Source organism: Qipengyuania pelagi (assembly GCF_009827295.1).
Classification (GTDB): domain Bacteria; phylum Pseudomonadota; class Alphaproteobacteria; order Sphingomonadales; family Sphingomonadaceae; genus Qipengyuania; species Qipengyuania pelagi.
The window spans coordinates 537,244-562,028 of record NZ_WTYD01000002.1 but is presented as its reverse complement, the minus strand read 5'-3'; the positions used below and the strand labels follow the sequence as shown (position 1 = coordinate 562,028).

The window sequence follows — 24,785 nt, the reverse complement described above, 5'->3', positions numbered from 1 at the left end:
GACCTGATCGCCCGACGGGGCGGCGCCGATCGGCGCGCGCATCCCGTCAGGGCTCTCGATAGAATCCTCAATAGAGAAGGCCCATCGCCCATCCGCCGAGCAGATAGCAGACCATCGTAATCAGCAGGATGCCGACGATATTCAGCCAGATGCCGCCTTTGGCCATCTGCGCGATCGTGACCGATCCGGTGCCGAACACGATGGCGTTGGGCGGCGTTCCGACCGGCAGCATGAAGGCGCAGGTCGCCGCGAGAGCGACGGGGATGAGCAGGCTCATCTGATCCATGCCGATGCCCGCCGCCACGCCGCCCAGGATGGGCACGAAGGTGGCGGCCGTCGCGGTGTTGCTGGTCACCTCGGTCAGGAAGATGGTGAGAGCCACCACCGCACCCACGAGCAGAATGACGGGCAGCGGCTCCAGTCCAGCGACCTGCGTACCGACCCATCCGTCGAGCCCGGTCGCGGCCACGGCGCTCGCGAGGCTGAGGCCGCCGCCGAACAGGAGCAGCACGCCCCAGGGCAGGCCGTCCTCCGCGTCGCGCCAATCGAGCACCATTTCGGTCCGCCCGCGCGCGGGAATGATGAACAGGGCAATCCCCGCTCCGATGGCGATGGCGGTATCGTCCAGCTCGCCGATCCAGGGCACGGCGGCGGCAATGCTGGGAATATCCGCGAGAATGCCCGGAACGATCCACAGGAACGCCGCGGCGGCGAACACGAACAGGACCGCCTTCTCACCCTGCCCCATCGGGCCGAGCTTGCGCACTTCTTCCGCGATCATCTCACGCCCGCCGGGAATTTCCGCCAGAGTAAAGCGATAGAGGAACCGGGTCATCATCACCCATGCCACCAGGATGAAGACCAGCGCCAAGGGCGTGCCGATCCTCATCCATTCGAGAAATCCGATATCGCGGCCCAATTCGTCCGCCGCATAGCCCGCAACGATGGCGTTGGGCGGGCTGCCGAGAAGCGTGCCGAGTCCGCCAATGCTGGCAGCCCAGGCAATGGCCAGCATGAGGCAGATGCCGAAACGGCGGATATTCTCGTCAGGCAGGGCGGCGATTTCGCTGTGGCATTCGATCGGCGCGCAATCGTGCGGGCTGCTCTTCTCGACCAGCAGGGCCACGAGCGAAAGACCAATCGGCAGCATCATCAGCGTGGTCGCCGTGTTCGACACCCACATCGACAGAAAACCCGTCGCCAGCATCATGCCGAGCACGATGCGCCTTGGCTCCGCACCGACCCGTTTGAGCGTCAGCAGCGCGATACGGCGGTGCAACTGCCATTTCTCCATCGCGATGGCGATCAGGAACCCGCCAAGAAACAGGAAGACGATCGAACTGGCATAAGGCGCGGTCGCCTCTCCCACGCCGATTGCCGTCAGGGCGGGGATCAGCACGATGGGCAGGAGAGATGTCGCGGCGAGCGGAATCGCTTCCGTCATCCACCAGATCGCCATCAGCGTCGCCACGGCCGCGACGATACGGGCATCAGCGGGCAGACCCTCCGATCCGCCGAGCGCGAGCCAGACCAGGATCGCCGCCACCGGCCCAAGTGCCCGCAAACCCCACAGCAAGGCCGACGACCGCCCGTCGTTTTCCGTTACGTTTTCCGCCACGCAGTCTCTCCCTTGCCCGCATCTATGGCGCTGCTGCCCCGCATCGCAAAGCCTTTTTGAAAATCCGCCATGCCACAGATGGCGCGATCCGCGAGGCCCTATCAAAGTCGTTCGTCCGCGCCAAAAGACATTCCGGCGAAAGAACGCTTGCCCCGCGCGGAAGGATCGTTAGAGGGCCGCGTTATGTTGTATCATAAGCCTAGCTCGCCGCGCCGTGTCGCTTCTTCGCTCGTCGCTCTCGCCTTCTCCCTCGCTGCCGTGCCGGGCCTTGCCCAGTCGGCCCCGGATACCCCCGATCCCGACGCGGCCGACTCGACCCGGTCCCCGCAGATCGAGGACGATCTCCATAACCGGAACGTCGATGGCTCCGGCCTGATCGTCGTGACCGCTCCCGGTCTCGAACAGCTCGACGTCCTCGCCGGCACCTCACTGGTCGAAGGGCGCGAATTGCAGCGCGAGATGAACGGGCAGATCGGCGAGATTCTGGCCAAGCAGCCGGGCGTCTCGGCAACGAGCTTCTCGCCCGGCGCCTCGCGCCCGGTGCTGCGCGGCTTCGAAGGCGAGCGGGTCAAGGTTCTCATCGACGGGATCGGGGCGATCGACGTGTCGAATACGTCAGCCGACCACGCCGTCTCGGTCGAGCCGCTGACCGCCGAACGCATCGAGATCCTGCGCGGCCCTGCGGTCCTCCTTTACGGGAGCCAGGCCATCGGCGGTGCGGTGAACATCATCGACAAGCGCATTCCCACGCGCCGCCTCAACGAACCCTTCCATCTCGACGTGCTGGCCGAAGCGGACACCGCCTACGACTTGAGAAGCGGGGCCGCCTCGCTCGATCTGCCGCTGGGCGAGTATTTCGTCGCCCATGTCGACGGGTCGTATCGCAACACCAATGACATGGAAGTGCCCGGCCACACCCTGTCGCCCGCTCTGCGTGCGGACATCCTCGCCGATGTCGCGGAGGAGACCGCTGAAGGGAATCTCGACGAGGCGGCCGAATTGCAGGAAGCCGCCGATCAGCGCGGCGTCCTGCCCAACAGCGCGACCGAAACCTATTCCGTGAATGGCGGCCTCACCCTGTTCGCGGGGGACAGCAATCTCGGCTTCTCCGCCGGATATTACGACAGCGCCTATGGCGTTCCGGGCCGACCGGGAACGGGCCACGCGCATGGCGAGGAAGGGGGCGAGGAAGAAGGCGGCGAAGAGGGCGAGGAGCAGGTCTCGATCGGCCTCAAGCAATTCCGCGCCGACATGCGCGGCGAACTCGCGCTCGGTGACGGCTTCTTTTCCATGCTACGCACCCGCGTCGGCTATTCGGACTACACCCATACCGAATTCGAAGGCGAAGAGGTCGGCACCGTGTTCGACGTCTCCGGTATCGAAGCGCGCGCCGAACTGATTCAAAACGACACCGGTCGCCTCGGCGGCACGCTGGGCGTCCAGTATTACTACCGCGATTTCGAAGCGATCGGGGACGAGGCCTTCGTCGCGCCCAACCGCACCGATCAGTTCGCGATCTTCGCGCTCCAGGAATACGATCTCGACGTCTTCCAGATCGAAGGCGCCGCGCGCTACGAAATGGCGAATATCGAATCGGTCCCGCTGGGCGTCGAGCGCGATTTCGACCTGTTCTCGGGCGCGCTGTCGTTCATTTACGAGCCGGGTGGGGATGACCGCCTGCGCATCGGCATCACCGGATCGCGGGCCGAGCGCGCGCCGGGCGGCGAGGAATTGTTCGCCAACGGCCCCCACATCGCCACCCAGGCGTTCGAGATCGGCGATGTCGATCTGAACAAGGAAAGCGCCTGGGGCCTCGAAGGCTTCGTGCGCGGCGAGGTCGGCCCGGCGACGGTGTCGCTCTCGGTGTTCAAAAACTGGTTCGACGATTACATCTTCCTGCAAGCCACCGGCGCGGAAGAGGACGATCTGCCCGTCTTCCAGTATCTCCAGTCCGATGCCGATTATTTCGGGATCGAGGGAGAGGTGAAACTGCCGCTGGTCCAGTCCGATCGCTTCACGCTCGGCGCCGATCTGCGCGGATCGTATATCGAGGCCAAGCTCGACGACGGCACCCCGCTGCCGCGCATCCCGCCGTTCAGCGCGCTTGCCGCGCTCGATGCCGGGTTTGCCGGGATCGACGGGCGGTTCGAGGTCCAGTATTTCGGCGAACAGGACGAGATCGCTCCGTTCGAGACGACCACTGACGCCTTCACCTTCGTCAACGCCTCGCTGGCCTTCAGCCCCTTGCGCGGCAACGATCTGGTGCGGGTGATGGTGAAGGCGGACAATATCTTCGACGTCACCGGGCGCCGCCATGCCAGCTTCACCAAGGATTTCGTGCCGCTGGCAGGCCGCAATTTCAAGGTCAGCCTGCTCGCGAGCTTCTGACCGCTCTAGGCCGCACGATACCCGGCGCCGCCTCCCCGAACCGGGAGAGGCGGCGCCGGGTTCTTATTGCATTCAGTCGGTCGGGCGCTGGACCGCGCCTTCGGCCCGTCCTTCGGCACGGGCCGCCTTCAGCTCCGCTTCCATCCGTTTGTCACGCTCGCTCACCGCGCCGATCCGGCCGCGCACCTGCCCATAGGCGAACACCATCAGCAGCCCGCCGATGATGGCGAGGTTCTTGAGCGCCGCCTGCGCCTGCGCGGGATCGGTGACCTGGAAATGGAACAGCAGGATCGTCAGCACAGTGAAACCGGCCAGGACCGCGGCGGCGAGCCGGGTCATGAAACCGCTCGCCAGAATCAGACCTGCGACGATCTCGAACACGCCGGTCGGCATGGCGAGACTGCCGGGAAGGGTGGTCTGCGCCGTGATGTATTCGGCGGTCGAGGCCGGATCCATCACCTTGTTGAGGCCGGCCAGAATGAACAGCAGCGCGATACAGATGCGTCCGACGATCGCCGCGATGGTAGCCATGAAATCTCTCCCCGTTTGGTCTGGGGAACAGTCATGCCATCGGGATCAGCCTTTCTCCAACTGGAAAGTGAGCGCCGCATGGTCGCGCAGGCGCTCGACCAGCGCTTCGCCGAGGAAGCTGCCCGGCGTCCCGACTCCGCCCGGCTCGTCGCATTCGAGCAAGGCCATCCCGGTCTCGCCCAGCATCCGGCTGGTCGACCCGTAACCGGGATCGTAGCGGCCCTTGACCGCGTAATGCATCCGCTTCCCGTCGGGCCATTCGCCGACGAAGACGAGGTCGTAGAAGCCGTTCTCGCGCTCCTCCGCGCTCGGCCCCTCGCCGGGCTTGGGCGGTTTCGCGCCGAAGGGATTCTTGAGCATCTTGGTCACCGCGTCGGCGGCGGCCTTGCCCGCCTCGCCGGGGCTGGTCAGCATCATCTCGTCATACCGGAAGTCCTTCCCATAGGGATGGCCGCGCAGGTAATTGGTGCGGTGGACGTTCTTCGTGTTGATCGACGCCATGATGAAGGGCGCGGCCCATTTGCCCAGCTCGTCCTCGTAATGGGGAATCAGTCCGTTGGGCTGGTCCGGCCCTTCGAATCCGGGCGTCAGGGCGAAGGGATCGTTCAGAATCTTGATCAGGGACGGCTTCTTCGCCGCCGCCTTCATCGTCGCGCCGAGGCTGGCGGCGGTCCCGCCCGAAAACGTCCCCTGCATCGCGCGGACCCGCCCCTTTACGCGCGGCGCGGGGCTTCCGTTCTGCGCTCTGCCTTCCTTCTGGAGCATCAGCACGCCGAGATCGAAGGGGATCGAATCGAAACCGCTCGAAAAACAGATGCGCGCACCGCTCTGCTTCGCGGCCTCGTGATGGAGCGCGATCTGTTCGTGCATCCATGCAGGTTCGCCGCACAGATCGGCATAATCGGTGCCCGCCCTGACGCAGGCCGCGACGAGGGCATCGCCATAGAGCTGGTAGGGGCCGACCGTGGAGAGGACGACGCGCGTACGCTCGCACATCGCGTCGAGCGAGGCGGTGTCATCGGCATCGGCGACGATCAGCGGGGTGGAGGACGGCGCGCCGATCTCGTCGCGCACCCGCTCGAGCTTGCCCGGATCGCGGCCCGCCATCGCCCATTTCGGCGCATCGGCCGCGCTGCCATATTCGCAGACGAAATGTTCGGCGACGAGGCGACCCGTGTAACCGGTCGCCCCATAGACCACGATATCGAATTCGCGTGCGGATTTGCTCATCATCGTTCTCCCTGTCGCGCCTGAATGCGCGCGGGGAGCTTTCGAGTCAAAGCCCGACCTTACAGTCTCGGCAAGGTCACCCCGCGCTGGCCCATATATTTGCCCGCCCGGTCGTTATAGGTGACCTCCGGCCGTTCATTGCCTTGCAGGAAAAGGAACTGGCACGCGCCCTCATTGGCGTAGATTTTCGCGGGCAGCGGCGTGGTGTTCGAAAATTCGAGCGTCACATGCCCTTCCCAGCCCGGCTCCAGCGGCGTGACGTTCACGATGATCCCGCACCGCGCATAGGTGCTCTTGCCGAGGCAGATCACCAGCACGTCTTCCGGCACGCGGAAATATTCGACCGTGCGGGCAAGCGCGAAGCTGTTGGGCGGGATCACGCAGACATCGGTCTCGCGGTCGACGAAGCTGTTGGCGGCGAAATCCTTGGGATCGACCACCGCGCTGTCGACATTGGTGAAGATCTTGAATTCGGGCGCGACCCGCGCGTCGTAACCGAACGAGCTGAGCCCGTAGGAAATGCAGCCGTCGCGCCGCTGCGCTTCCACGAAGGGCTCGATCATGCCCTCGTTCAGCGCCTTGTCGCGGATCCATTTGTCGGAGAGAATCGCCATAGGGGCGTGATTGCCGATGGCGGGCCAGCGGGCAAGCGCTGGCCATCAGTTTCCCTCAGTCGATCTGGGCGGCACCCAGTTGGGGATTCATCGCGGTCACGTGATTGAGCCAGGCCTTGGGACGCCGCAGCATCTTTTCGGGATAGTCCACCTTCACGCCGACCATCTCGGCGATCGCCCCGACGAAATGGATGCAATTGCGCGTGTCGAGATCGTAATATTTCCCCGGCGCGTCGCGCCAGCGGAAGACCTCGCGCCGGATGTCGTGATATTTCGCATCGTCCACCGCCACGGTGAAATGGCGGTTGGTCGAGCGGACATATTTGTCCTTCTCAGTCATCACGATGTGTTTGACCGGTCCGGCGAGCACGGCAGGGCCGGCGCTCTTGGCCGAGAAACCGTAATTCTCCTTCACCGGCGTCCCATCCTCCAGCGTGCCCTCCATCGAAATGAAGGTGTGGGGATAGCGCCCGAACAGCACCGATCCGTCGAAACTGTGGAAGGTCACCCGCACCTCGGCCTGCGCGGCGGCGGCCCAGAACAGGGCGGTGAGAGCAAGAACGAATTGGGTCAGGATACGCATGATGCGCGTCCTAACCCGTTCCTTGTTGAACCGTCCATGAAAAGCGCCGCTTCTCAGAGAGATGCGAGCAGCGTCGCGTTGCCACCCGCCGCCGTGGTGTCGATGCAGACCACGCGTTCGGTCGCGAAGCGCGCGACGTAATGCGGGCCACCCGCCTTGGGGCCGCTCCCCGACATGCCCTCGCCACCGAAGGGCTGGCTTTCCACGACCGCGCCGATCTGGTTGCGGTTGACGTAGAAATTGCCGACCCGCGCCCGCGCCTCGACGAATTCGCGCGTCGCTTCGAGGCGGCTGTGAAGGCCCATCGTCAGCCCGTATCCGGTCGAATTGATATCCTCGACCACCTGGCCGAGCTGGTCGGCGCGGAAGCGGACGACGTGTAGGATCGGCCCGAAATTCTCGCGCTTCAGGTCGAGGATCGAGTCCATCTCGATGATGGTCGGCGCGACGAAGCAGCCTGCCGCGAGCCCCTTGTTGAGCTTGCGCCGCCAGACCTGCCGTCCGTTCTTCTTGCGCCGGGCGACATGGCGTTCGAGCGCGGCCTTGGCGTCCGGATCGATCACCGGGCCGACATCGGTGGCGAGGTCCTGCGGATCGCCGATCGTCAGCGCTTCGAACGCGCCGCGGATCATCGTCAGCATCTCGTCCGCGACGTCTTCCTGGATATAGAGCGTGCGCAGGGCCGAACAGCGTTGGCCCGCGCTCTGGAACGCGCTCGCGACGACATCGCGCGTGACCTGTTCGGGCAGGGCGGTCGAATCGATAATCATCGCGTTCTGCCCGCCGGTTTCCGCGATCAGCGTGGCGATCGGCCCCTCGCGCGCGGCGAGGCCGCGATTGATCGCCTGCGCGGTGGCGGTCGATCCGGTGAAGGCAACACCCGCAAGGCGCGGGTCGGAGGTGATCATCTCGCCGACTTCGCCCGCGCCGGGCAAGAGTTGGAAGACTTCGGGCGGGATGCCCGCCTCGTGGCACAGCCTTACCGCGAAAGCGGCGATCAGCGGCGTCTGCGGGGCGGGCTTGGCGACGACGGTGTTGCCCGCCGCCAGCGCGGCGGCGGCGGGGCCGATGAAGATAGCGAGCGGGAAATTCCACGGGCTGATCGTGGCGAACACGCCGCGCCCTGCCATGGTCAGCCGGTTCTCTTCCCCGGTAGGTCCGGGCAGCATGATCGGTTCGGCGAACTGGCGCCGCGCCTCGACTGCGTAATAGCGCAGGAAATCGACCGCCTCACGCAGTTCGAGCACGGCGTCGGGCAGGGTCTTGCCCGCCTCGCGCTGGCAGAGCGAGAGGAACTCGTCGGTGTGCGCCTCGAACAGGTCGGCCGCTTCCTCGAGCAGGAGCGCACGCCGCTCGCCCCCGAAGGCGTTCCAGCGCGGCTGGATTTCGCGCGCGCGGGTGATCGCATCCTCGACCTCGTGCGGCAGCGCATCGCGCCGCGTCCCGACCTCGTCATTCAGATCGTGCGGCTTGTCGATCGGGGCGATCTCGCCCTCCTCGTCGCTCATGAAGGTGGGCTGCGCGTGCCAATGCTTCTCGTCGAGCGCTTCGAGCCGTTCCAAGAGCGGCTCGCGCACCAGCGGATCGGCGAGGTCGATCCCGGCGCTGTTCCGGCGATTGGGGAAGATATCCTTGGGCAGCGGGATATCGGGATTGCGGCGCGGCGCGAGCGCGGCCAGCTCCGCGACCGGATCGGTGGCGAGGTCCTCGGCAGGGACATCGACATCCGCCATGCGATTGACGAAGCTGGAATTGGCCCCGTTCTCGAGCAGGCGCCGCACCAGATAGGCGAGCAGGTCCTTGTGCGTACCGACCGGCGCATAGATCCGCACCGGCGTGCGCGCATTGCCTTCTTCCTGGGCCAAGGCGCCGTAAATGTCCTCGCCCATGCCGTGGAGGCGCTGGAACTCAAATTTTCCCATTCTCTGCTCACGCTCCGCCAGCGACACGATCGAGGCGACCGTATACGCATTGTGCGTGGCGAAAGCGGGATAGACCAGATCGCCTGCCGCCAGCAGCCGTTCGGCGCAGGCGAGATAGGACACGTCGGTCGCGATCTTGCGCGTGAAGACGGGGAAATCCTTGTATCCGCCGACCTGGCTGAGTTTGACCTCGGTATCCCAGTAAGCACCCTTGACCAGGCGCACGAACAGCTTGCGCCCGTGGCGCCGCGCCAGCTTCGCGGTCCAGTCGCACAAGGGAACGCCGCGCTTCTGATAGGCCTGGATGGCGAGGCCGAACCCGGTCCAGCCGCCCGCCGTCCCGTTGGCGAACAGGCTGTCATCGGCGACCAGCGCTTCGAACACGTCGAGCGAGAGGTCGAGCCGTTCGGCTTCCTCCGCGTCGATGGTGAAATGCATGTCCGCATCGCGCGCCCGGCTCGCGAGAGCGTGCACGATCGGCACCAGCGCGGCAACGGCGGCGTCGGCGTGCATGAAGTCGTATTTGGGATAGAGCGCCGACAGCTTTACCGAAATCCCCGGCGATGCCGTGAGGCCCGCCCCGGTCTCGCGCGAAAGGCGGTCGATCGCCTGTTCGTAGGATACGCGATAGCGTTCGGCATCGGCGAAGGTCATCGCCGCTTCGCCGAGCATGTCGAAACTGTGGGTGAGGCCGCGCGCGCGTTCGGGCTGGGCGCGCTTCAGCGCCTCGTCGATGGTGCGGCCGAACACGAACTGGCCGCCGAGGATGCGCATCGCCTGAAGCGTGGCCTTGCGGATCACCGGCTCGCCCAGGCGATTGACGGTCGCCTTAAGCGTACGCCGCATCCCCTTCTGGCTTTCCAGCGGGCGCTCCAGCACCTCGCCCGTCAGCATCAGCGAGAAGGTAGCGGCGTTGACGAAGGTCGAGCTGCTTTCGCCGAGATGTTCGCGCCAGTCGATATCGCCGATCTTGTCGCGGATCAGCGCATCGGCGGTCTGCGCATCGGGGACGCGCAGCAGCGCTTCGGCGAGGCACATCAGCGCGATGCCCTCTTCGGTGGCGAGGCCGAATTGCTGCAGGAAGGCGTCGATCCCGCTCGCCTTGCGCTTGCGCGCGCCTTCGACCAGCCGGACCGCGAGCTTGGCCGATTTCGCGTGCGCCTGGCTTACCGCCCGCGCCTGATCGAGTCGCTCGGCAATGCAGGCCTCTTCCTCCATCCGGTAGGCCTGTCGCAACGTCGTCCTGTCGAGAGGATCAGCGGCGATCGCGCGGGTGGAGGCGGCGGGGGAGGCGGACATGGGTTGCGAATGGGCGTTCATTCAGGGGCATGTGGACCCCTTGGCAGGCGCATTCAAGCGAAGTCGACTCGCTCAGTCCTAGTTGTCCGCCTAAGCCGCCGACCCGCCTGCAATCCCGGCCGCAAACCACGCGTCGATCCGCGATGCCGCAGCGTCCGGGAGATGCAGGCCGAGCTTGCCGCGCCGCCACAGCACGTCCTCGGCGCACTGCGCGAATTCCTCGCGGGCGAGATAGCGCAATTCCGCCTCGTAGAGGTCGCCGCCGAAATGTTCGCCCAGCCGGTCCATCCCGTCCGCCGTGCCGATCACCCGGTCGATCCGCGTCCCATAGGCGCGGCAGAGGCGGCGCAGCAATCGGGGCGGCAGCCATGAATACCGCTCGCCCGCGCGTTTCACGAAGCCTTCGAAATCCGCCATGTCGCCACCGGGCAGCGGCGCGTCCTTCGTCCAGGCTTCGCGCATCGGCAGGTGATCCGACAGTTTTTCGAGCGCGTGTTCGGCAAGCTTGCGGAAGGTGGTGATCTTGCCGCCATAGATCGACAGGATCGGCGCGGCGCCATCATCGGCGTCCAGTTCGAACACGTAATCGCGGGTGACGGTGGAATTGCTGGCGGCATGATCGTCATAGAGCGGCCGCACGCCCGCATAGGTCGAGACGATATCCTCCTCCGCGATGCCCGTGCGGAAATACCCGCCGACCGCATCGCGCAAATAGGCGCGCTCTTCGGGCGAGATCGCGACCGTCCCCGGATCGCCTTCGAACAGCTCGTCCGTCGTTCCGATCAGCGTGAAGTCGTGCTCGTAAGGTATCGCGAACACGATCCGCCCGTCCTCCTGCTGGAAGATATAGGCATGGTCGCCCTGATAAAGGCGCGGCACGATGATGTGGCTGCCCTTGACCAGCCTCAGCCGCGCGGGCGTTCCCCTGCCGAGAGCGAGGCCCGCGATCCCGTCCACCCAAGGCCCTGCGGCATTGACCACGGCGCGCGCTTCGACCACGCGCTCGCTGCCGTCCGGCTGGCGCAAGGCGGCGATCCAGCCATCCGCGGTCCGTTCCAGCCCGATACATTCGGTGCGCGTCAAAATTTCCGCGCCCAGCTCGCGCGCATCCATTGCGGCCAGCACGGTCATTCGCGAATCCTCGACCCAGCAGTCCGAATATTCGAACCCGCGAGTCAGCCGGTCCTTGAGGATCGCGCGATGCGGCGGTTTGCGAAGGTCGACGCCATGGCTCCCCGGCAGGGTGCGCCGCCCGCCGATCCGGTCATAGAGGAACAGGCCCAGCCGCAGCATCCAGCGCGGGCGCAGATTCCTGTCATGCGGCAACACGAAGCGCAGCGGCCAAACGATATGGGGCGCGGCCTTCAGCAGCACCTCGCGCTCGCGCAAGGCCTCGGCGACAAGGCGGAATTCGTAGGTCTCGAGATAGCGCAGCCCGCCATGGACCAGCTTGGTGCTGGCGGACGAGGTATGGGCGGCGAGATCGTCCTTCTCGCACAAGGTCACCGACAGGCCGCGCCCGGCGGCGTCGCGGGCGATGCCCGCGCCGTTGATCCCGCCGCCGATGACAAGCAGATCGCGCAAGGCTAGCTTTGTCCCCCGTTCAGCACGCGGCCCGCCACCGCATCGAGCCGCGCCATCACCGCGCGATCGCGCTGTTCGGGCGCGGTGATTATGGCGTGTTCGAGCGCGGTATCGATCGGCGACGCTTCGCGGCGTTCGGGGAGGAGGGCGCACAGTTTCTCGACCGCCTTCCTCGCGATCTCGCCATTGGCGTGCATGGTTTCGAGGATGTCGGAGACATCGACCGCCGCCTCCTTGTCCCGCCAGCTGTCATAATCGGTGACCATGGCCATCAGGGCATAGGGCAGCTCCGCCTCGCGGGCGAGCCTGGCCTCGGGCATTCCCGTCATGCCGATCACCTCCGCGCCCCAGCTTCTGTAGAGCTTGCTTTCGGCGCGGGTGGAGAATTGCGGGCCCTCCATCGCCAGATAGGTGGCGCCGCGCCGCACCGTGCCGCCCGCCCGCTCGACCGCATCGGCGGCGTATCCCGACAGGCGCGGGCAGACCGGATCGCCCATCGAGACATGGGCGACGAGGCCGTTATCGAAAAAGGTCGAGGCGCGGCCCTGGGTCCTGTCGATGAACTGGTCGACCGCCGCGAAATGGCCGGGCGCGAGCGGTTCCGACAAAGACCCGACCGCCGAGATGGCGAGCAGATCGGTGCAGCCGGCGCGCTTCATCGCATCGATATTCGCGCGCGCATTCAACTGGCCGGGAAGGATGCGATGCCCGCGCCCGTGGCGGGGGAGGAAGCGCACCTTCACGCCCGCGATCCGCCCGCACAGGATCGCGTCGGACGGTTCCCCGAACGAGGACTTCACCTCGATCCACTGCTCGTCCTCCAACGCATCCATGGCGTAAAGGCCCGATCCGCCGATGATTCCGAGGACCCATTCCCCGCTCATCGCGCCGCGTTACCTTTCCGCGTTTCGATCAGCGCGTCGACGATTCCCGGATCGGCCAGAGTCGAGGTGTCTCCCAGCGAGCCGTATTCCTGCTCCGCGATCTTCCTCAGGATGCGTCGCATGATCTTGCCGCTGCGCGTCTTGGGCAGAGCGGGGGTGAAATGGAGATGGTCGGGCGTGGCGATCGGGCCGATCTCCTTACGCACCCATTGGCGCAATTCCGCTTCGAGATCGCCGTCCGGCTCCTCGCCCGCGTTCAGAGTCACGTAGCAATAGATCCCCTGCCCCTTGATATCGTGCGGATAGCCGACGACGGCGGCTTCGGACACTTTGGGATGCAGGACCAGCGCGCTCTCGACCTCGGCGGTGCCCATGCGGTGGCCCGAGACGTTGATGACATCGTCCACCCGCCCCGTGATCCAGTAATAGCCGTCTTCATCGCGGCGGCATCCGTCGCCGGTGAAATATTTGCCCGGATAGGTGCTGAAATAGGTCTGCACGAAACGGTCGTGATCGCCATAGACGGTGCGCGCCTGGCCGGGCCAGCTCCTCGCGATGCAGAGATTCCCCTCGGCCTTGCCCTCCAAAACCACACCGTCGTTCTCGACCAGTTCGGGCACGATCCCGAAAAAGGGCTTGCCCGCGCTGCCCGGCTTCATGTCGTGCGCACCGGGAAGCGTGGTGATCATGATCCCGCCCGTCTCGGTCTGCCACCAGGTGTCGACGATCGGCGCTTCGCCGCGGCCGACATGATCGTGATACCAGCGCCAGGCTTCGGGATTGATCGGCTCGCCCACACTACCGAGCAGGCGGAGCGAAGAGAGATCGTGCTTCGCGACATGGCCCGCCCCTTCGCGCATCAGGGCGCGGATCGCGGTGGGGGCGGTGTAGAAGATGTTGACCCGATGCTTCTCGCACACCGCCCAGAACCGGTCGTGATCGGGGTAATTCGGCACCCCTTCGAACATCAGCGCGGTCGCCCGGTTCAAGAGCGGACCGTAAACGATATAGCTGTGCCCGGTGACCCAGCCGATATCGGCGGTGCACCAATAGACCTCGCCCGGCCGGTAATCGAAGACGTAGCGGAAAGTCGTCTCGGTCCAGACGGCATAACCGCCGGTCGTGTGCAGCACCCCCTTTGGCTTGCCGGTGGAACCGCTGGTATAAAGGATGAAGAGCGGGTCTTCGGCGTCCATCGGCTCGCAGGGACAGCTGTCGGAAACGCCCTCCGACAGTTCGTGATACCAGTGATCGCGCCCCTCGCTCATCGCGATATCGCCGCCGGTATGGCGCAGCACCAGAACCGCCTTCACCGAAACTTTTTCGAGCGCCTTGTCGACATTGGCCTTCAATGGGATCCGCTTACCGCCGCGCAGGCCCTCGTCGGCGGTGACGATCCAGTCGCTCTCGCAGTCCTCGACCCGTCCCGCGATCGCTTCGGGCGAGAAACCGCCGAAGATCACCGAATGCACCGCCCCGATCCGCGCGCAGGCCAGCATGGCGAAGGCGCCTTCGGGCACCATCGGCATATAGATCGTGACCCGGTCGCCCTTTTCGACGCCCATAGTCTTGAGCGTGTTCGCCATCTTGACGACCTCGCGCTGCAGATCGGCATAGGTGATCTGGCGCGCATCGCTTTTCGGATCGTCGGGCTCGAAGATCAGCGCGATCGCATCGCCATGGCCGTTCTCGACATGGCGATCGACGGCGCTGTGGCAGATGTTGAGCCTGCCATCGGAAAACCACTTGATAGCGACCGGATCGAACGACCAGTCCGCGATGGTCGACGGTTTGGCGATCCAGTCGAGCCGCTCGGCCTGTTCGGCCCAGAACCCGTCCGCATCCTTCAGGCTGCGCGCATAGAGCGCGTCATATTCGGTTTCGGTGCACCGCGCCGCCGCGATCGCCGCTTCGGGCCGCTTCACCCATTCCGCCTGATCCGCCATCGCTCTCTCCATCGTGTCATCTTCTCGGCTTCGGGAAGGGGGAACCGCAATCCGCTGGTCGGGTCAAGCACTGGATAAATCCGCATCCTCCCTTTGCCTCGCGCGCGCAGGCCTCTATCCGGTATCGCGTGAGGGCGCAGATCGAAATCGGCAGGCAGGCGGGCGGGCAAACCGTGCCCGTGGACGTGGAGGAACTCCTCGCCACGCGCCTGCTCGTCCAGGGCAATTCGGGCTCGGGCAAGTCGCACCTTCTGCGCCGCCTCCTCGAACAGAGCGCTGGCCTCGTCCAGCAGGTGGTGATCGACCCCGAAGGCGATTTCACCAGCCTTGCCGACGAATTCGGCCATATCGTGATCGACGGCGGCGCGCACACCTCGCGCGAGATCGAGACGCTGGCCGCGCGCATCCGCCAGCACCGCGCCTCGGTCGTCCTGGCGCTGGACGAGCTGGAGGTCGAACAGCAGATCCGCTGCGCCGCCCTGTTCCTGACCGCTTTGTTCGATGCCCCGCGCGAACACTGGTATCCCGCGCTCGTGGTGGTGGACGAGGCGCAGATGTTCGCGCCCGCCGCCGCTGGCGAGATGGCGGAAGATACGCGGCGGATGACCCTGTCCGCCATGACGAACCTGATGTGCCGGGGCAGGAAGCGCGGCCTTGCCGGGATCGTCGCGACGCAGCGGCTGGCGAAGCTCGCCAAGAACGTAGCCGCCGAAGCGTCGAACTTCCTGATGGGCCGCACCTTCCTCGACATCGACATGCAGCGCGCCGCCGACCTTCTCGGCATGGACCGTAGGCAGGCCGAACGCATCCGCGACTTGCAGCGCGGCCATTTCCTCGGCCTCGGCCCCGCGATCAGCCGCAGCCCGGTCGCGGTCGAAATCGGATCGGTCAGGACCGGCGGCAAGAACGCGTCCGAAGGGCTGATGCCTTTGCCCGATGCGAGCGGGGGCGAGCTGGAAGCGCTGCTCCACACCGATCTCGCCCAGGCCGCCGCCGAACCCGCGCCGCCGCCGCGCCCGGCCCCCGCGCCCCGGCCATCGGCTGAGATCGAACAGGCGATCGCGGCGAGCGCAGCCGTCGAGCGACCGGCACCCGGCGATGACGAGACGCCGGATGCCGCATCCGCAGCCCCGGCCCCGTCGAGGGAAGATGCGGAGGAAGGGCTAGAGCGAATCGTGCGCGAGTTGGCGATGGAGGACGGAGCGACCTTCCAGTCGCAGACTTCGCTGTTCCGCAATTTCGCGGTCCGCTGCCGCCAGGCGGGCGTGCCGAGCGCGCATGTCGACATGATGCAGTTCCGCCGCCTGTTCGCCTATGCCAGCAGCGGGCTCGACCGGCTTGAGCCGGGCAAGCGCGAGACGATCGAGGAATTGGCCCAAGCCGTGCCCGAAGACGTCCTCGCGCCCTATCTGACGCTGGCGGTCAACGCGGCGCTCGGCCGCACCGCGCCCGACGAGGACGAACTCGCCCGCGCCTATGGCAGCTCCTCGCCCAGCCGCATCCGCCGCCTGCTCGACCATCTCGAAAGGCAGGGCCTGATCGTGGTGCGCGAGGATTTCGGCGGCGAGCGCACGGTGACGGTGGCGGGGCTGGAAACCGTCTGAGCGCGACAAACAAAATGGCCGGAAGCGCGAACGCTCCCGGCCATGTGTTTCTATTCCGAAATCGACCGCCTTACTGGCATGCCTTAGTTAGAATGTGAGGGTGTCTCACTGCGCAATTGCGCACCTGCCAGATGCATTTGTGCAACGTGGTGTTCATTGGTTCTTCTCCTGTCATTCGGTCGGTTGGGAGGAGAATGACGTTCATCCTGATTCTAGGACAAGGTCGCCAGTTCTCCAAGGTTAAATCATGGCTTGTCTGTCTCACTCCGCTCTTCGGAATTCGTCGGGAAACGGCAGTGAAGTGGGACGGGAGCGGAGGTAGAGAACGCTTCTCCCGTCCGCATCGGTCATGATGTCGTCGACGATCACATCGTGGATATCGGCCAGATCGGGTTGATCGAGGACTTCTGCGATGGGCCGGTCCAACGCGTCTCGGCCGATGGCACGAGGCGTCCGGATGGTTTGCGTCCGTCCGTCGTCCTCGAACAGTAACGCTCCATCGCGCGGGCAAGGCAGCCAATGGCGCAGTATATGCACTCTCCGGTCAGTGGCCCTGAGGCCGATGGAACGGACGTTCTTTTCGGAGATCGGGGTCGGATCCTCTTTTCCTTCGTCACCCCACCTCCACCGGACATCGTGGATGAGATCGATTCCCCGTAGGTGGGCGATGCGTCTCGTCAGGCTGTCCACCCGCAGGTCACGGGGATCGACATGCTCCCAATCCTCGATCCTGAGCCCTTCGACGTCGATGCGCTTACCGGCTTCAATGGCGCGCTTCATGAGTCTGCCCAGCGCCTCGATGTCCTCGGTCCTGACCGAACCGTCAAGACCGACGAGGACCGTGCAGGAATCGGCGTCCTCAGGCTTGATGGTGATCAGGGTGGGGCGGCTCACCCGCACGAGCCATCCGTTTCTCGTATTGGCGTCTACGGTCGCGCGGATGGCCGGTCCGAAGTAGCTGCTCGACCGTCGTTCGGGATCGAAACTGGTCACCGCATCGATGTCGTGACCACCCGCCGCGAGCCCTGCAGTGATCGCGTCCAGGATCATGATCAGTTCGTCGCGCGGGAGGCTGGAGAGCGCGACCCTTATTGTATTCTCACGTGCGCCGTCAGGTGATCCGCTCGTCACTGGCCTGGTCCGCGCACCGAATGCGAGATCGAATTCACCGGGCAGGCCGATGGCCAGCTCCTCGCGGGCGGGAATGCGGACGCCTTCAGCGGTCTTGACGAGATACCTGATGCGGGCCGCCAGGACGCTTTGGAATATGCCGGCATGTTCGCGTGCGAGCGCATCGGCGAGGCGTTCCGATGCCAGTCCGCCGAGGTCGAACCGGTCCTCCATGAGGAAAACCGGCCGCCTGTCCTGGCGAGGCGGATCGATCGCATGTGCTTCGAGGATCGCCATGGCCATCCTGCCCGCCGCCTGCAGGCTGTCGTCGTGGTCGTCGTAGCCGGCAGCGGTCGCGGCGATCATCACGGCAGCGACCAGCTCCGGGTTCCCGCCGGTCTCGCCGAGTGCGCGGAGCACCTCGTTCGCGTCATGCAAGCGGTCGCGCTGACTTTCCAGCGAAAGCAGGTGGAAGGCGGGAATGGGACGGTCATAAAGGCTCGAGCCGCGATCGATCCACATGTGACGCAGGCCCGAGACGGTCCGCAGTTCGGACAGATCGTCGCATACGACGTCGACCACGGTCGTCAGCCCTTCTTCGAGGTTGACGCCGTGGCGTTCCATCGCTCCGGTCCATCGCTGCAGCAGCGTGGACCAATGCGGCATTCGCGACCAGACATTGCTCATGATGGCCTCCTTCCTCGAGGTGGACACGTCGAAGCACCGCGGAGGCAAAGCCTCCACGGGTAGACGCGATGTGTTTTGATGTGGTGGTTAGTTCCGATCCTCGCGCAGAGGATCAGCTGGCGGCGGTCAGCCGGATTCTGGGCGTATCAGTCCCCGATGCCGCGATCCGGCGGCGGGAATCGACGTGGATCATGTGACGTCTGCCGCGAGGTCCGGTCCGCCATGCCCATGGCTTCGCCGACAGTCGCCTTGGCGACGCGGAACGCGTCGTGGAGGATCGCCCGCCCCTTAGCTGTTGGCGTGACGTAGGAGGACAGATCGGTCCCGCCCTTGGCCTCCAATATGCGCAGCGACTCCTTGAGGCGCGGCAGGGCGTCGGATGTCTCTTCCGACATGATCGTGGCGAGGGCGGTCCTTTCCTGGGAAACGGCTGCCAGATCGTAGACGTCACGAGGCGTGAACTTGGCTGATCGATATCGGATTTTCTTGATGATCACTTCCTCGGGTGTCTCGAGGGCGATCCGCCGATCCCCGTATCTGGCCCACTCGAAGCCCGGTTCGGTCTGCAGGGGTGGGGAGAGGAAGTCGATCTCTCCCTCGTCGAGCTCGAACTTCAGGTAGTGACCCGGCCACTGGAAGCGTTCGGAAATGCCGCGTGAGGCAGGATTGTTCGCGGGCACGAAGTTCCTGAGCGCAGTGCCCGGCACGAAGATGTCGATGTCGTAGGATATGCGATGGTCGATCTGGATGGCGATCGCGGTGCCACCCCCGAGCGTCCAGTCGGGGCTATCCGTCTTCTCCGGTTGCGCGCCGAACACGTGATCCAGCGCCGGAAGCGCCTTGTCGAGGAGCTTTCGCCATTCAGAGGCCCTTGCGGTCATCGAGCCACCTCCTCGTCTCGTGTCCGGAAGGCAGGTGCAGCGAGGCAGCATCGGCGAGCTGGTCGTAGCTGATGGCCCCCGATGTCACGAGGTCGGACAGCGTCTCGAGTTCGGCCTCGTTGAGGAATTCCCTGACGCAGACCCTGTCGATGGAGAATGGCTGGATGTCGAGTAGCGAGCAGAGCAGCTCCCGCTCGCTCACATTGTGGGGAAGGGACACGTTCAGATGACCGATCGCCACCCGCAGGGAACGCCTTGCGCCTGGAAGAGCCATGGCGGTTTCGAGCCGGTCGTCGGCAATGGTCACTGCATGCGTCATCTGCTTTTTCCCTTCTCTTCAACCTCATCAGGATAGGCGTTTCCTACCCGTTTTCCATCACCAGCGACATTTCCTTAGCTACGATCTACTCGGGCGGGTTGCTGAGTTCGATCATTCGCGGCAGCGAATCTTCTCCCATCGCCGAAGCCACCAGTAGGGATAGTGCGTGGATGCGCTCCACGAGGACGGCTTCGGCATTGCGGTGTCGCGCGCGTTCCGCCTTCGCGGCTTCGCGTTCTGCTGCCAATTCGCTCCGTAGGCGTTTCAGCTCTTCGCGCGCGCCGCCGTGCGGAGCCGATGCGCCAAGATTCTGGAAGAGTTCGAGTTCGCGCTTGTAACGATAGAGCGTCGGCCGCGGGACGCCGGTCTCCTCGACCAGGTTGACGACCGTCCAGGAGCCGTCCGTCTGCGTGGTCCCGCGGCAGAAGCGGTCGATTCCGGCCCGGATCGTCCTTTCGGTCGTTTCCGTTCCGCGAAGGTCGCCTCCTCCCGCCAGCACGTCGAGTTCGTGAAGGCGGTCCGCATTGTCCTTTCTGAGTTCCTCGAAGGAGGTCTGGTCAATCTTTTCCATTTCCACCTCCCTGTGCCTTGGCGATCACCCCTTCGTATCTCTCGGCGGCGGTCCGGAGTGACTGTTTCTGCGGTCCGCTCCGGGCGGTTCCGGATAGTCTCCGGACCTCGTCGAGCAGGCCCTGCCACTTGGGAACGTGGCAGGGCGCTATCACCGAATTGGCGCACTTGTCCGGAGAGCACATGCTTATCGCCGGGGACGCGCCCGGTGAGGACTTTTCCTGTTCCGTCAAGCAGAGCGCGTTGCTCACGTTGAACACGCAGTAGCTCAGGCTACCGACATGGACCGTCTGAACGAGCTTGCGCACGCTGTTGTCGAGCACCGCTCCTTTCGAGGACGTGTCGACCACGGCCGATGCGAGGCCCACTTCACGCACGTTCTCCCATTCAGCCAGAACACGGCTGGCACCTGGCCCAGCCCGCCAGCCTGCCCGGGCATCACTCCTCATCTCCTCGAGGATGTCGATGCCCGCGAGTATGCGCTCGTCTTCGACATCGAGAGCGAAGGTGTCGGAGATGGAGCCGGCGTATCCTTCGAAGACGGCCGTCGAGACATGATGATATTGGAGGCGTCCGGCGATGATGCCGAAAGGCTGCCTCGCGATGAACCTCGCGAGCGTGCGCCTGAACTGGCTCGGCTTGATGTGATAATCGGGCGCCTGGGTGAGACTCGGGTCTGTCTGGGCGATCGCGTCCCGCTGCCATCTCGCCCGTTCGTAGAACAGGTTGATCAGGCTTCCGATGGAGGTGACGGACAGTGGATAGCCGGTCTTCGATGAACGCAGCAGCTTCCTGTCTCGCGACTTGGGCTTGCGCAGGGCATCCTTGCTCAGCATGAGCAGATCCGACCCGTGCATCGCGCGGTATGGTGCCAGAAGCTTCTGCAGCATCTGCACGGCCTGGGCGACGATATCCGGGACCACCCATTCCACGGGTGGAGGCTTGCCCTCCTTGCCCTTGCCGCGTTTTTTGAGCGGTATGCCGCTTATGCGCCAGCGGTCGCGGAGGCCTGTAGCCCTGTCGACGGGACGGTCGAGGCAGTCGGAACCGAGGTTACTGGCCTCCCCTGACCTCATTCCGGAAAGGTAGAGGATCACGATGAGGCAGGCGGCGACAAGATGGCCGAGTTCCTCGCGATAGAGATGGTGCGCCGCCTTCTTGCGGTCCGGCATCCAGGTGATGCCCGTCTCGGGGCAGGTGCCAGGTGATGTCTTCCAACCGGGAAAATCAGCCCTGCCATCGTCCCAGAATTCGTGCATCTCTTCCCGCATCGCAAGCACGGTGGGTGCATAGTGCTCGATATAGCGTCGCGCACAGTCGATAAGCGTCGCGATGACCTCGTCCGGCAGGGGTTCGGTCGCGTTCTCCTCATTGGCCTCGCCGGCGCCGAGCATCTTTGCGGTCAGGTTGCCGTCGTAGGGGGAGAATGGCAGTGGGGAATTCAGGCGTTCACGGAAGACGTCGAGCGCCTTTATCGGGAGGAGATAGCTCCAGACCGTCTGCGGGCTGCAGGAGGAACCCGTCCGCACATTCGCGCCGGAGGCATTGACTGCATCTTCCGGGCCATGGTTCTCCAGCCATACGCGATATTCGTGGACGTGCCGCTGGCGGAGGTCCAGAGGACCCGCGACATCGGGGTGCTTGACGTCCAGCCAACGCAGGAACCGCTTCATCCTCAGCTGCTCGCGTGAGGCATGGTAGCTGCCGATCGTCTTCTGGGTCGCCAGCGGCGTGTTCAACCGGTGCCAGCACAGTTCCTTGCAGATGGAGAGCCAGCCCGGGTGGTTCGCGGCGACGTCGTTCCAGTCGATCCGGCAGATCGATTCGACACGGCCGGAATGGTGATCCGTCTCCGTCAGATCCCAGACCATCGCGTCGAACCGACCCTTGAGGTCGGGACGACGCAGCAGGATGGGCGATTCGCCGTGGGGCGACCGCTGGCTGCGCTCATCTTGAGCCCGGATATGGCCGGCATGCGCGTTCATTGCAGCATCTCGGGAGGGAGATGCATGTCCAGCCCCCTGGCGATCGTTTCCGCCTCTGCGACGGTGCGTTGGTCGAACTGGGGGAGGATGGCATGGGTGATCTCACGCCACGCAGCGCCGTAGAGGGCCTCCCACTCGGGTGACCCCATCTCGTCGCGGCGCCGCTCGACATGCGCCCGGAAGCCGAGGATCGCGGGCAGGGATCGACGCGTGATCAGAGCGTTGGGACAGACCACGCAGCCGAAGAAGGCCTTCGAACAGGGTGTGCCCGGCTTGTCGAACGGGGAATTCGTGAAGTCGCGGCAGCTGGCGAGCCACAGGTCCTGCTCGCCGGACAGCGCGGTCGCGATGTCGTTCTCGGCGACTTCGGCCTTTTGTGCGGCTGCCGATACCTGATCGTCGGATGCGTCGTTCGGAAGATCGACGATCCGCCTGGAGAGCGCATGGTTCCAGGCCTGGGCCTGCGCGTCGAGGACCGCATTCTCGAGAAAGGGTCGGATACGGTCGTTGTCGAGATAGTGCTTGGCGCGCACGTCGGCCGAGTTGTCCGACCTGTCGATTGACAGTCGGCCTCCATGCCTGATCGTGCGCTGGGTCCGCCAGGTCGGGCGCAGCCTGTTCCTGACGATCGGCAATCGCCCGCCGTGATCATCTCGTAGGCCGCTCTCGTTGAGATGGTCGCTGAATGCCCTGAAGGCATCGGCGGCGCAGTGGAACGTGAACAGCGGTGTCGCATCGTCGGCTCCGCCATCCTGGTCCTGCCTCTCTCTGGCTCGATCCCGCAGGAGAGCGAGGGCCCCGGCGGCTTCCCGGAACGAGGTCCCGTCCGCGATGGCCTCCTCCTCGGTGTCGATGCCGCAGTCGCTCGGGTTGGTGGTTCGGCTCTTGCGAAATCCGTTTCCGCCACCGCCGCGCCGCTTGATGTAGCGCACCTTGATGCGCCGCCCATCGGGCCTGAGATTCGCCAGCGTGAGCACGGGAAGGCATTCGGGCTCGATCCCGAGCTTCAGGCCGATGATGACAAAGGCGGCGATCTCCATGACCGCCCTGTCCCCGGGGTCGCCACTATCGTGCGTCCGGTGCAGTATGGCCGCACAGGCGGAGATGATGCGCTGCGATTCGGCGAGCGAATAGGGTGCGTTGGGCTTCGTATCGTCGATCCGCTCGCCGGGAAGGAAGTCCTCGTCACGCCAACTCGGGCCCAATACCGCCGCGTCCTCGAGATACAGCTGTCGCAGGATTCTCAGCGGCGCGGCCTTGTAGGCATAGGCGGTGGTGCCGGTGACTTCTCCCAGCGTCGCACGCAGGTCCATGGCTATGCGGAAGTCCTCGACGATCTGAGGATCGAGGATGGTGTCTTCCTTGCCGGGCTCCTGACCTCGCGCGTCCTTTTCCGTTTCTGCCAGCCAGAGGAAAAAGGGCTTGCTCTGTGTCTGGTAGGCCAAGGCCGTCGATCCGGTGGCGATGGCCTTGCCGGGTCCCGACATCCTGTGGACCGCATCGAGCATGGCCCTCCCGAGGGCAGGACGCACCGAAGCGAAGTCCCAGTTCAGGGGGTTCTTGCGTTCGAAATGGCGATGCCGCCAATCCTTCGGATTCGACCGGGTGGGGAACTGGAGAACGCCTCCCCGGTCGAGGCTCGGGACTTTTCGCCGCGGCCGCCCCCGCCTCGGCGGGAGACGGTCATTGGACGCATCCTTCCTGTTCTCAGCGGATGAGGTCAAGGTAGTCCTCCTCCGATCCCAGGGTATCCTCGAAGATCCGCAGCGCCTCGTCGATGACGAAATCGTCTGCGCTGAGGATGTCGAGGTAGATGAAGGTCGTTTCGTAGTGCTTGTGACCCAGGAGACGCTGGAGGGCGCGGAGGGGGTCGCCGAAGATCGTAGCGTAGACGTCACCGCGACCGCCTTCCGTGAGGCGTCTGACATCGTCCTTGATCTTCATGCTGTCGTGATGCCGACGCAGGAGCGCGCAGAGCATGTAGACCGCGAAGGTGTGCCTGAGGGTATGCGGCGTCACCTTGACACCCGATCGCTCGGATGCGTTCTCGAAGACCTTTTCCCAGCCGCCGATCCCCATGAGGTCGCCGGATTGGTTGATCCACAGCGGAGCTGGGGACGCCGAAAGCCCCTTGCGTTCGAGCGCCGGCAGTCGCTCGAGTTGCTGATATGCTTGGAGGCGACGGAACGCGTGGATGCCGACGGGGACTTTCCGGGCGCGATAGCCTTTTCCATCGATCGCAGGGACTGGATAGGTGAACGCTCGACCACCGGTGCTTTCGGAGCGAGAGGGAACGGCCGATGGCGGCATCCTGCTGCTTTCGTAGAGACGCATGCCGGACGTCAGGATGGTTTCGGCGAAGGCGGCGTTGCGCAACGGCGATTTGGTCACCATCAGCCCGTCGTCCCGGAAGATACGGAAGCGGTCGAGTGTGATGAACTTGGGCTCTTCGGATGAAGCTGCGGCGCCCTTGAAGGACCACTGCAGTGCCGGATGTTCGGTCGGGTTGTCGGGGCGTAGACGCAGGAGGACGGCCGCATCGAACATCGTCTTCAGCGCGGCGGCTTCGGAGTTCCAGGAGACAGGATCCAGGGGCTTTCCCTGAGGTGTCGTGCTCGCCAGGCGACGAGCCCGGTATTGGGAAAGGTATCCCGGCTCGACGGTCGTCAGGTCATGGCCATCCTCCATTAGCGTGGCGACGAACCTGAGGACGTGCTGACCATAGGTCCGCATGGTGGTCCGCCCGGGCACCTGCTCGGTCATCTTGCGCAGGACGCTGGAGGACTGAGGATGGATTTGAGGAGGATTTGAATTCTGATCGAGGACGAAGGGGGCTCGTCCGGTGATCCCGATCCTGGAGTAGAGCGACTTCGCCAACGGGCCGGCTCGCTCGTGCCAGAACCGTTCGAGCTCTCTCGGCATGAGGGTTTCGTCGACCGGCTGGTCGAGAAGATCAGGATTGACGAAAGCCAGACGCAAGACGGTGTGCCCTCATGGGTTACGGGGTTTCCCGGTCCATGAGGGCACACC

18 protein-coding genes are annotated in these 24,785 nt (G+C 64.9%); 2 read left to right on the top strand and 16 right to left on the bottom strand.

The window, feature by feature from the left end; genetic code table 11:
* Positions 1-67: 67 nt before the first annotated feature.
* Positions 68-1,618 (bottom strand): SLC13 family permease, encoded by a 1,551-nt coding sequence (locus tag GRI47_RS13435; RefSeq protein ID WP_337190699.1) that lies wholly within the window; start codon positions 1,616-1,618, stop codon positions 68-70.
* A 183-nt stretch (positions 1,619-1,801) separates the two neighbouring features.
* Between GRI47_RS13435 and GRI47_RS13430 the strand changes: the two genes are divergently transcribed.
* Positions 1,802-4,006: a TonB-dependent receptor gene (locus GRI47_RS13430; RefSeq protein ID WP_160661842.1), complete on the top strand. Its 2,205-nt coding sequence runs from the start codon at positions 1,802-1,804 to the stop codon at positions 4,004-4,006.
* Between the two features lie 72 nt (positions 4,007-4,078).
* Here GRI47_RS13430 and GRI47_RS13425 read toward each other — a convergent pair whose 3' ends face one another.
* The 8 genes from GRI47_RS13425 to acs all read right to left on the bottom strand — a co-directional run bounded on the left by GRI47_RS13425 (position 4,079) and on the right by acs (position 14,599).
* A complete protein-coding gene (locus tag GRI47_RS13425) occupies positions 4,079-4,537 on the bottom strand; it encodes a DoxX family protein (protein WP_160661841.1) in 459 nt (152 codons plus the stop codon).
* 45 nt (positions 4,538-4,582) lie between these two features.
* On the bottom strand, positions 4,583-5,767 hold the full coding sequence (locus GRI47_RS13420) for a saccharopine dehydrogenase family protein (RefSeq protein WP_160661905.1): 1,185 nt from the start codon (positions 5,765-5,767) through the stop codon (positions 4,583-4,585).
* A gap of 59 nt (positions 5,768-5,826) precedes the next feature.
* The gene (gene dcd / locus GRI47_RS13415) at positions 5,827-6,381 is read right to left on the bottom strand and encodes a dCTP deaminase (RefSeq protein WP_160661840.1); all 555 of its coding nucleotides are present in this window, start codon (positions 6,379-6,381) and stop codon (positions 5,827-5,829) included.
* Between the two features lie 55 nt (positions 6,382-6,436).
* Positions 6,437-6,964 carry a hypothetical protein gene (locus GRI47_RS13410; protein WP_160661839.1) on the bottom strand — a complete coding sequence of 176 codons (528 nt, stop codon included), beginning with the start codon at positions 6,962-6,964 and terminating at the stop codon, positions 6,437-6,439.
* A gap of 53 nt (positions 6,965-7,017) precedes the next feature.
* Positions 7,018-10,185, bottom strand: a complete 3,168-nt coding sequence (putA, locus tag GRI47_RS13405) for a bifunctional proline dehydrogenase/L-glutamate gamma-semialdehyde dehydrogenase PutA (protein ID WP_202387534.1) — start codon at positions 10,183-10,185, stop codon at positions 7,018-7,020.
* A gap of 90 nt (positions 10,186-10,275) precedes the next feature.
* On the bottom strand, positions 10,276-11,769 hold the full coding sequence (glpD, locus tag GRI47_RS13400; protein WP_160661837.1) for a glycerol-3-phosphate dehydrogenase: 1,494 nt from the start codon (positions 11,767-11,769) through the stop codon (positions 10,276-10,278).
* 2 nt (positions 11,770-11,771) lie between these two features.
* Positions 11,772-12,653: an S-methyl-5'-thioadenosine phosphorylase gene (gene mtnP / locus GRI47_RS13395; RefSeq protein ID WP_160661836.1), complete on the bottom strand. Its 882-nt coding sequence runs from the start codon at positions 12,651-12,653 to the stop codon at positions 11,772-11,774.
* Positions 12,650-14,599, bottom strand: a complete 1,950-nt coding sequence (acs, locus tag GRI47_RS13390) for an acetate--CoA ligase (RefSeq protein ID WP_160661835.1) — start codon at positions 14,597-14,599, stop codon at positions 12,650-12,652. Before acs ends, mtnP begins: the two co-directional genes overlap by 4 nt.
* 128 nt (positions 14,600-14,727) lie before the next feature.
* Here acs and GRI47_RS13385 point away from each other — a divergent pair, with 128 nt between their 5' ends.
* Positions 14,728-16,203, top strand: a complete 1,476-nt coding sequence (locus GRI47_RS13385; protein ID WP_160661834.1) for a helicase HerA domain-containing protein — start codon at positions 14,728-14,730, stop codon at positions 16,201-16,203.
* 261 nt (positions 16,204-16,464) lie between these two features.
* Here the strand turns inward: GRI47_RS13385 and GRI47_RS13380 are convergent, their stop codons facing one another.
* The 7 genes from GRI47_RS13380 to GRI47_RS13350 all read right to left on the bottom strand — a co-directional run bounded on the left by GRI47_RS13380 (position 16,465) and on the right by GRI47_RS13350 (position 24,734).
* A complete protein-coding gene (locus tag GRI47_RS13380) occupies positions 16,465-18,000 on the bottom strand; it encodes a hypothetical protein (RefSeq protein WP_067505644.1) in 1,536 nt (511 codons plus the stop codon).
* Positions 18,001-18,146: 146 nt separating this feature from the next.
* Positions 18,147-18,881: a nucleotidyl transferase AbiEii/AbiGii toxin family protein gene (locus tag GRI47_RS13375; protein WP_067505642.1), complete on the bottom strand. Its 735-nt coding sequence runs from the start codon at positions 18,879-18,881 to the stop codon at positions 18,147-18,149.
* A complete protein-coding gene (locus GRI47_RS13370) occupies positions 18,862-19,200 on the bottom strand; it encodes a hypothetical protein (RefSeq protein ID WP_067500445.1) in 339 nt (112 codons plus the stop codon). Before GRI47_RS13370 ends, GRI47_RS13375 begins: the two co-directional genes overlap by 20 nt.
* An 85-nt stretch (positions 19,201-19,285) precedes the next feature.
* Positions 19,286-19,777: a hypothetical protein gene (locus tag GRI47_RS13365; protein ID WP_067576217.1), complete on the bottom strand. Its 492-nt coding sequence runs from the start codon at positions 19,775-19,777 to the stop codon at positions 19,286-19,288.
* Entirely contained in the window at positions 19,758-21,755 is a 1,998-nt protein-coding gene (locus GRI47_RS13360) for a hypothetical protein (protein WP_067505637.1), read from the bottom strand. Before GRI47_RS13360 ends, GRI47_RS13365 begins: the two co-directional genes overlap by 20 nt.
* Positions 21,752-23,263, bottom strand: coding sequence for a hypothetical protein (locus tag GRI47_RS13355; protein WP_067505634.1), 1,512 nt, complete (start codon positions 23,261-23,263; stop codon positions 21,752-21,754). The genes GRI47_RS13360 and GRI47_RS13355 overlap by 4 nt, the downstream gene beginning before the upstream one ends.
* Positions 23,264-23,462: 199 nt before the next feature.
* Positions 23,463-24,734, bottom strand: coding sequence for a tyrosine-type recombinase/integrase (locus GRI47_RS13350; protein ID WP_160661833.1), 1,272 nt, complete (start codon positions 24,732-24,734; stop codon positions 23,463-23,465).
* Positions 24,735-24,785: the final 51 nt, after the last annotated feature.

What these genes read in the sequence shown, in the direction of transcription:
- GRI47_RS13430 (WP_160661842.1), top strand. Translation starts at nt 1,802, where the DNA reads ATGTTGTATCATAAGCCTAGCTCGCCGCGCCGTGTCGCTTCTTCGCTC.
- GRI47_RS13425 (WP_160661841.1), bottom strand. Translation starts at nt 4,537, where the DNA reads ATGGCTACCATCGCGGCGATCGTCGGACGCATCTGTATCGCGCTGCTG.
- GRI47_RS13420 (WP_160661905.1), bottom strand. Translation starts at nt 5,767, where the DNA reads ATGAGCAAATCCGCACGCGAATTCGATATCGTGGTCTATGGGGCGACC.
- dcd (WP_160661840.1), bottom strand. Translation starts at nt 6,381, where the DNA reads ATGGCGATTCTCTCCGACAAATGGATCCGCGACAAGGCGCTGAACGAG.
- GRI47_RS13410 (WP_160661839.1), bottom strand. Translation starts at nt 6,964, where the DNA reads ATGCGTATCCTGACCCAATTCGTTCTTGCTCTCACCGCCCTGTTCTGG.
- putA (WP_202387534.1), bottom strand. Translation starts at nt 10,185, where the DNA reads ATGTCCGCCTCCCCCGCCGCCTCCACCCGCGCGATCGCCGCTGATCCT.
- mtnP (WP_160661836.1), bottom strand. Translation starts at nt 12,653, where the DNA reads ATGAGCGGGGAATGGGTCCTCGGAATCATCGGCGGATCGGGCCTTTAC.
- acs (WP_160661835.1), bottom strand. Translation starts at nt 14,599, where the DNA reads ATGGCGGATCAGGCGGAATGGGTGAAGCGGCCCGAAGCGGCGATCGCG.
- GRI47_RS13380 (WP_067505644.1), bottom strand. Translation starts at nt 18,000, where the DNA reads ATGAGCAATGTCTGGTCGCGAATGCCGCATTGGTCCACGCTGCTGCAG.
- GRI47_RS13375 (WP_067505642.1), bottom strand. Translation starts at nt 18,881, where the DNA reads ATGACCGCAAGGGCCTCTGAATGGCGAAAGCTCCTCGACAAGGCGCTT.
- GRI47_RS13370 (WP_067500445.1), bottom strand. Translation starts at nt 19,200, where the DNA reads ATGACGCATGCAGTGACCATTGCCGACGACCGGCTCGAAACCGCCATG.
- GRI47_RS13360 (WP_067505637.1), bottom strand. Translation starts at nt 21,755, where the DNA reads ATGAACGCGCATGCCGGCCATATCCGGGCTCAAGATGAGCGCAGCCAG.
- GRI47_RS13355 (WP_067505634.1), bottom strand. Translation starts at nt 23,263, where the DNA reads ATGCTCGATGCGGTCCACAGGATGTCGGGACCCGGCAAGGCCATCGCC.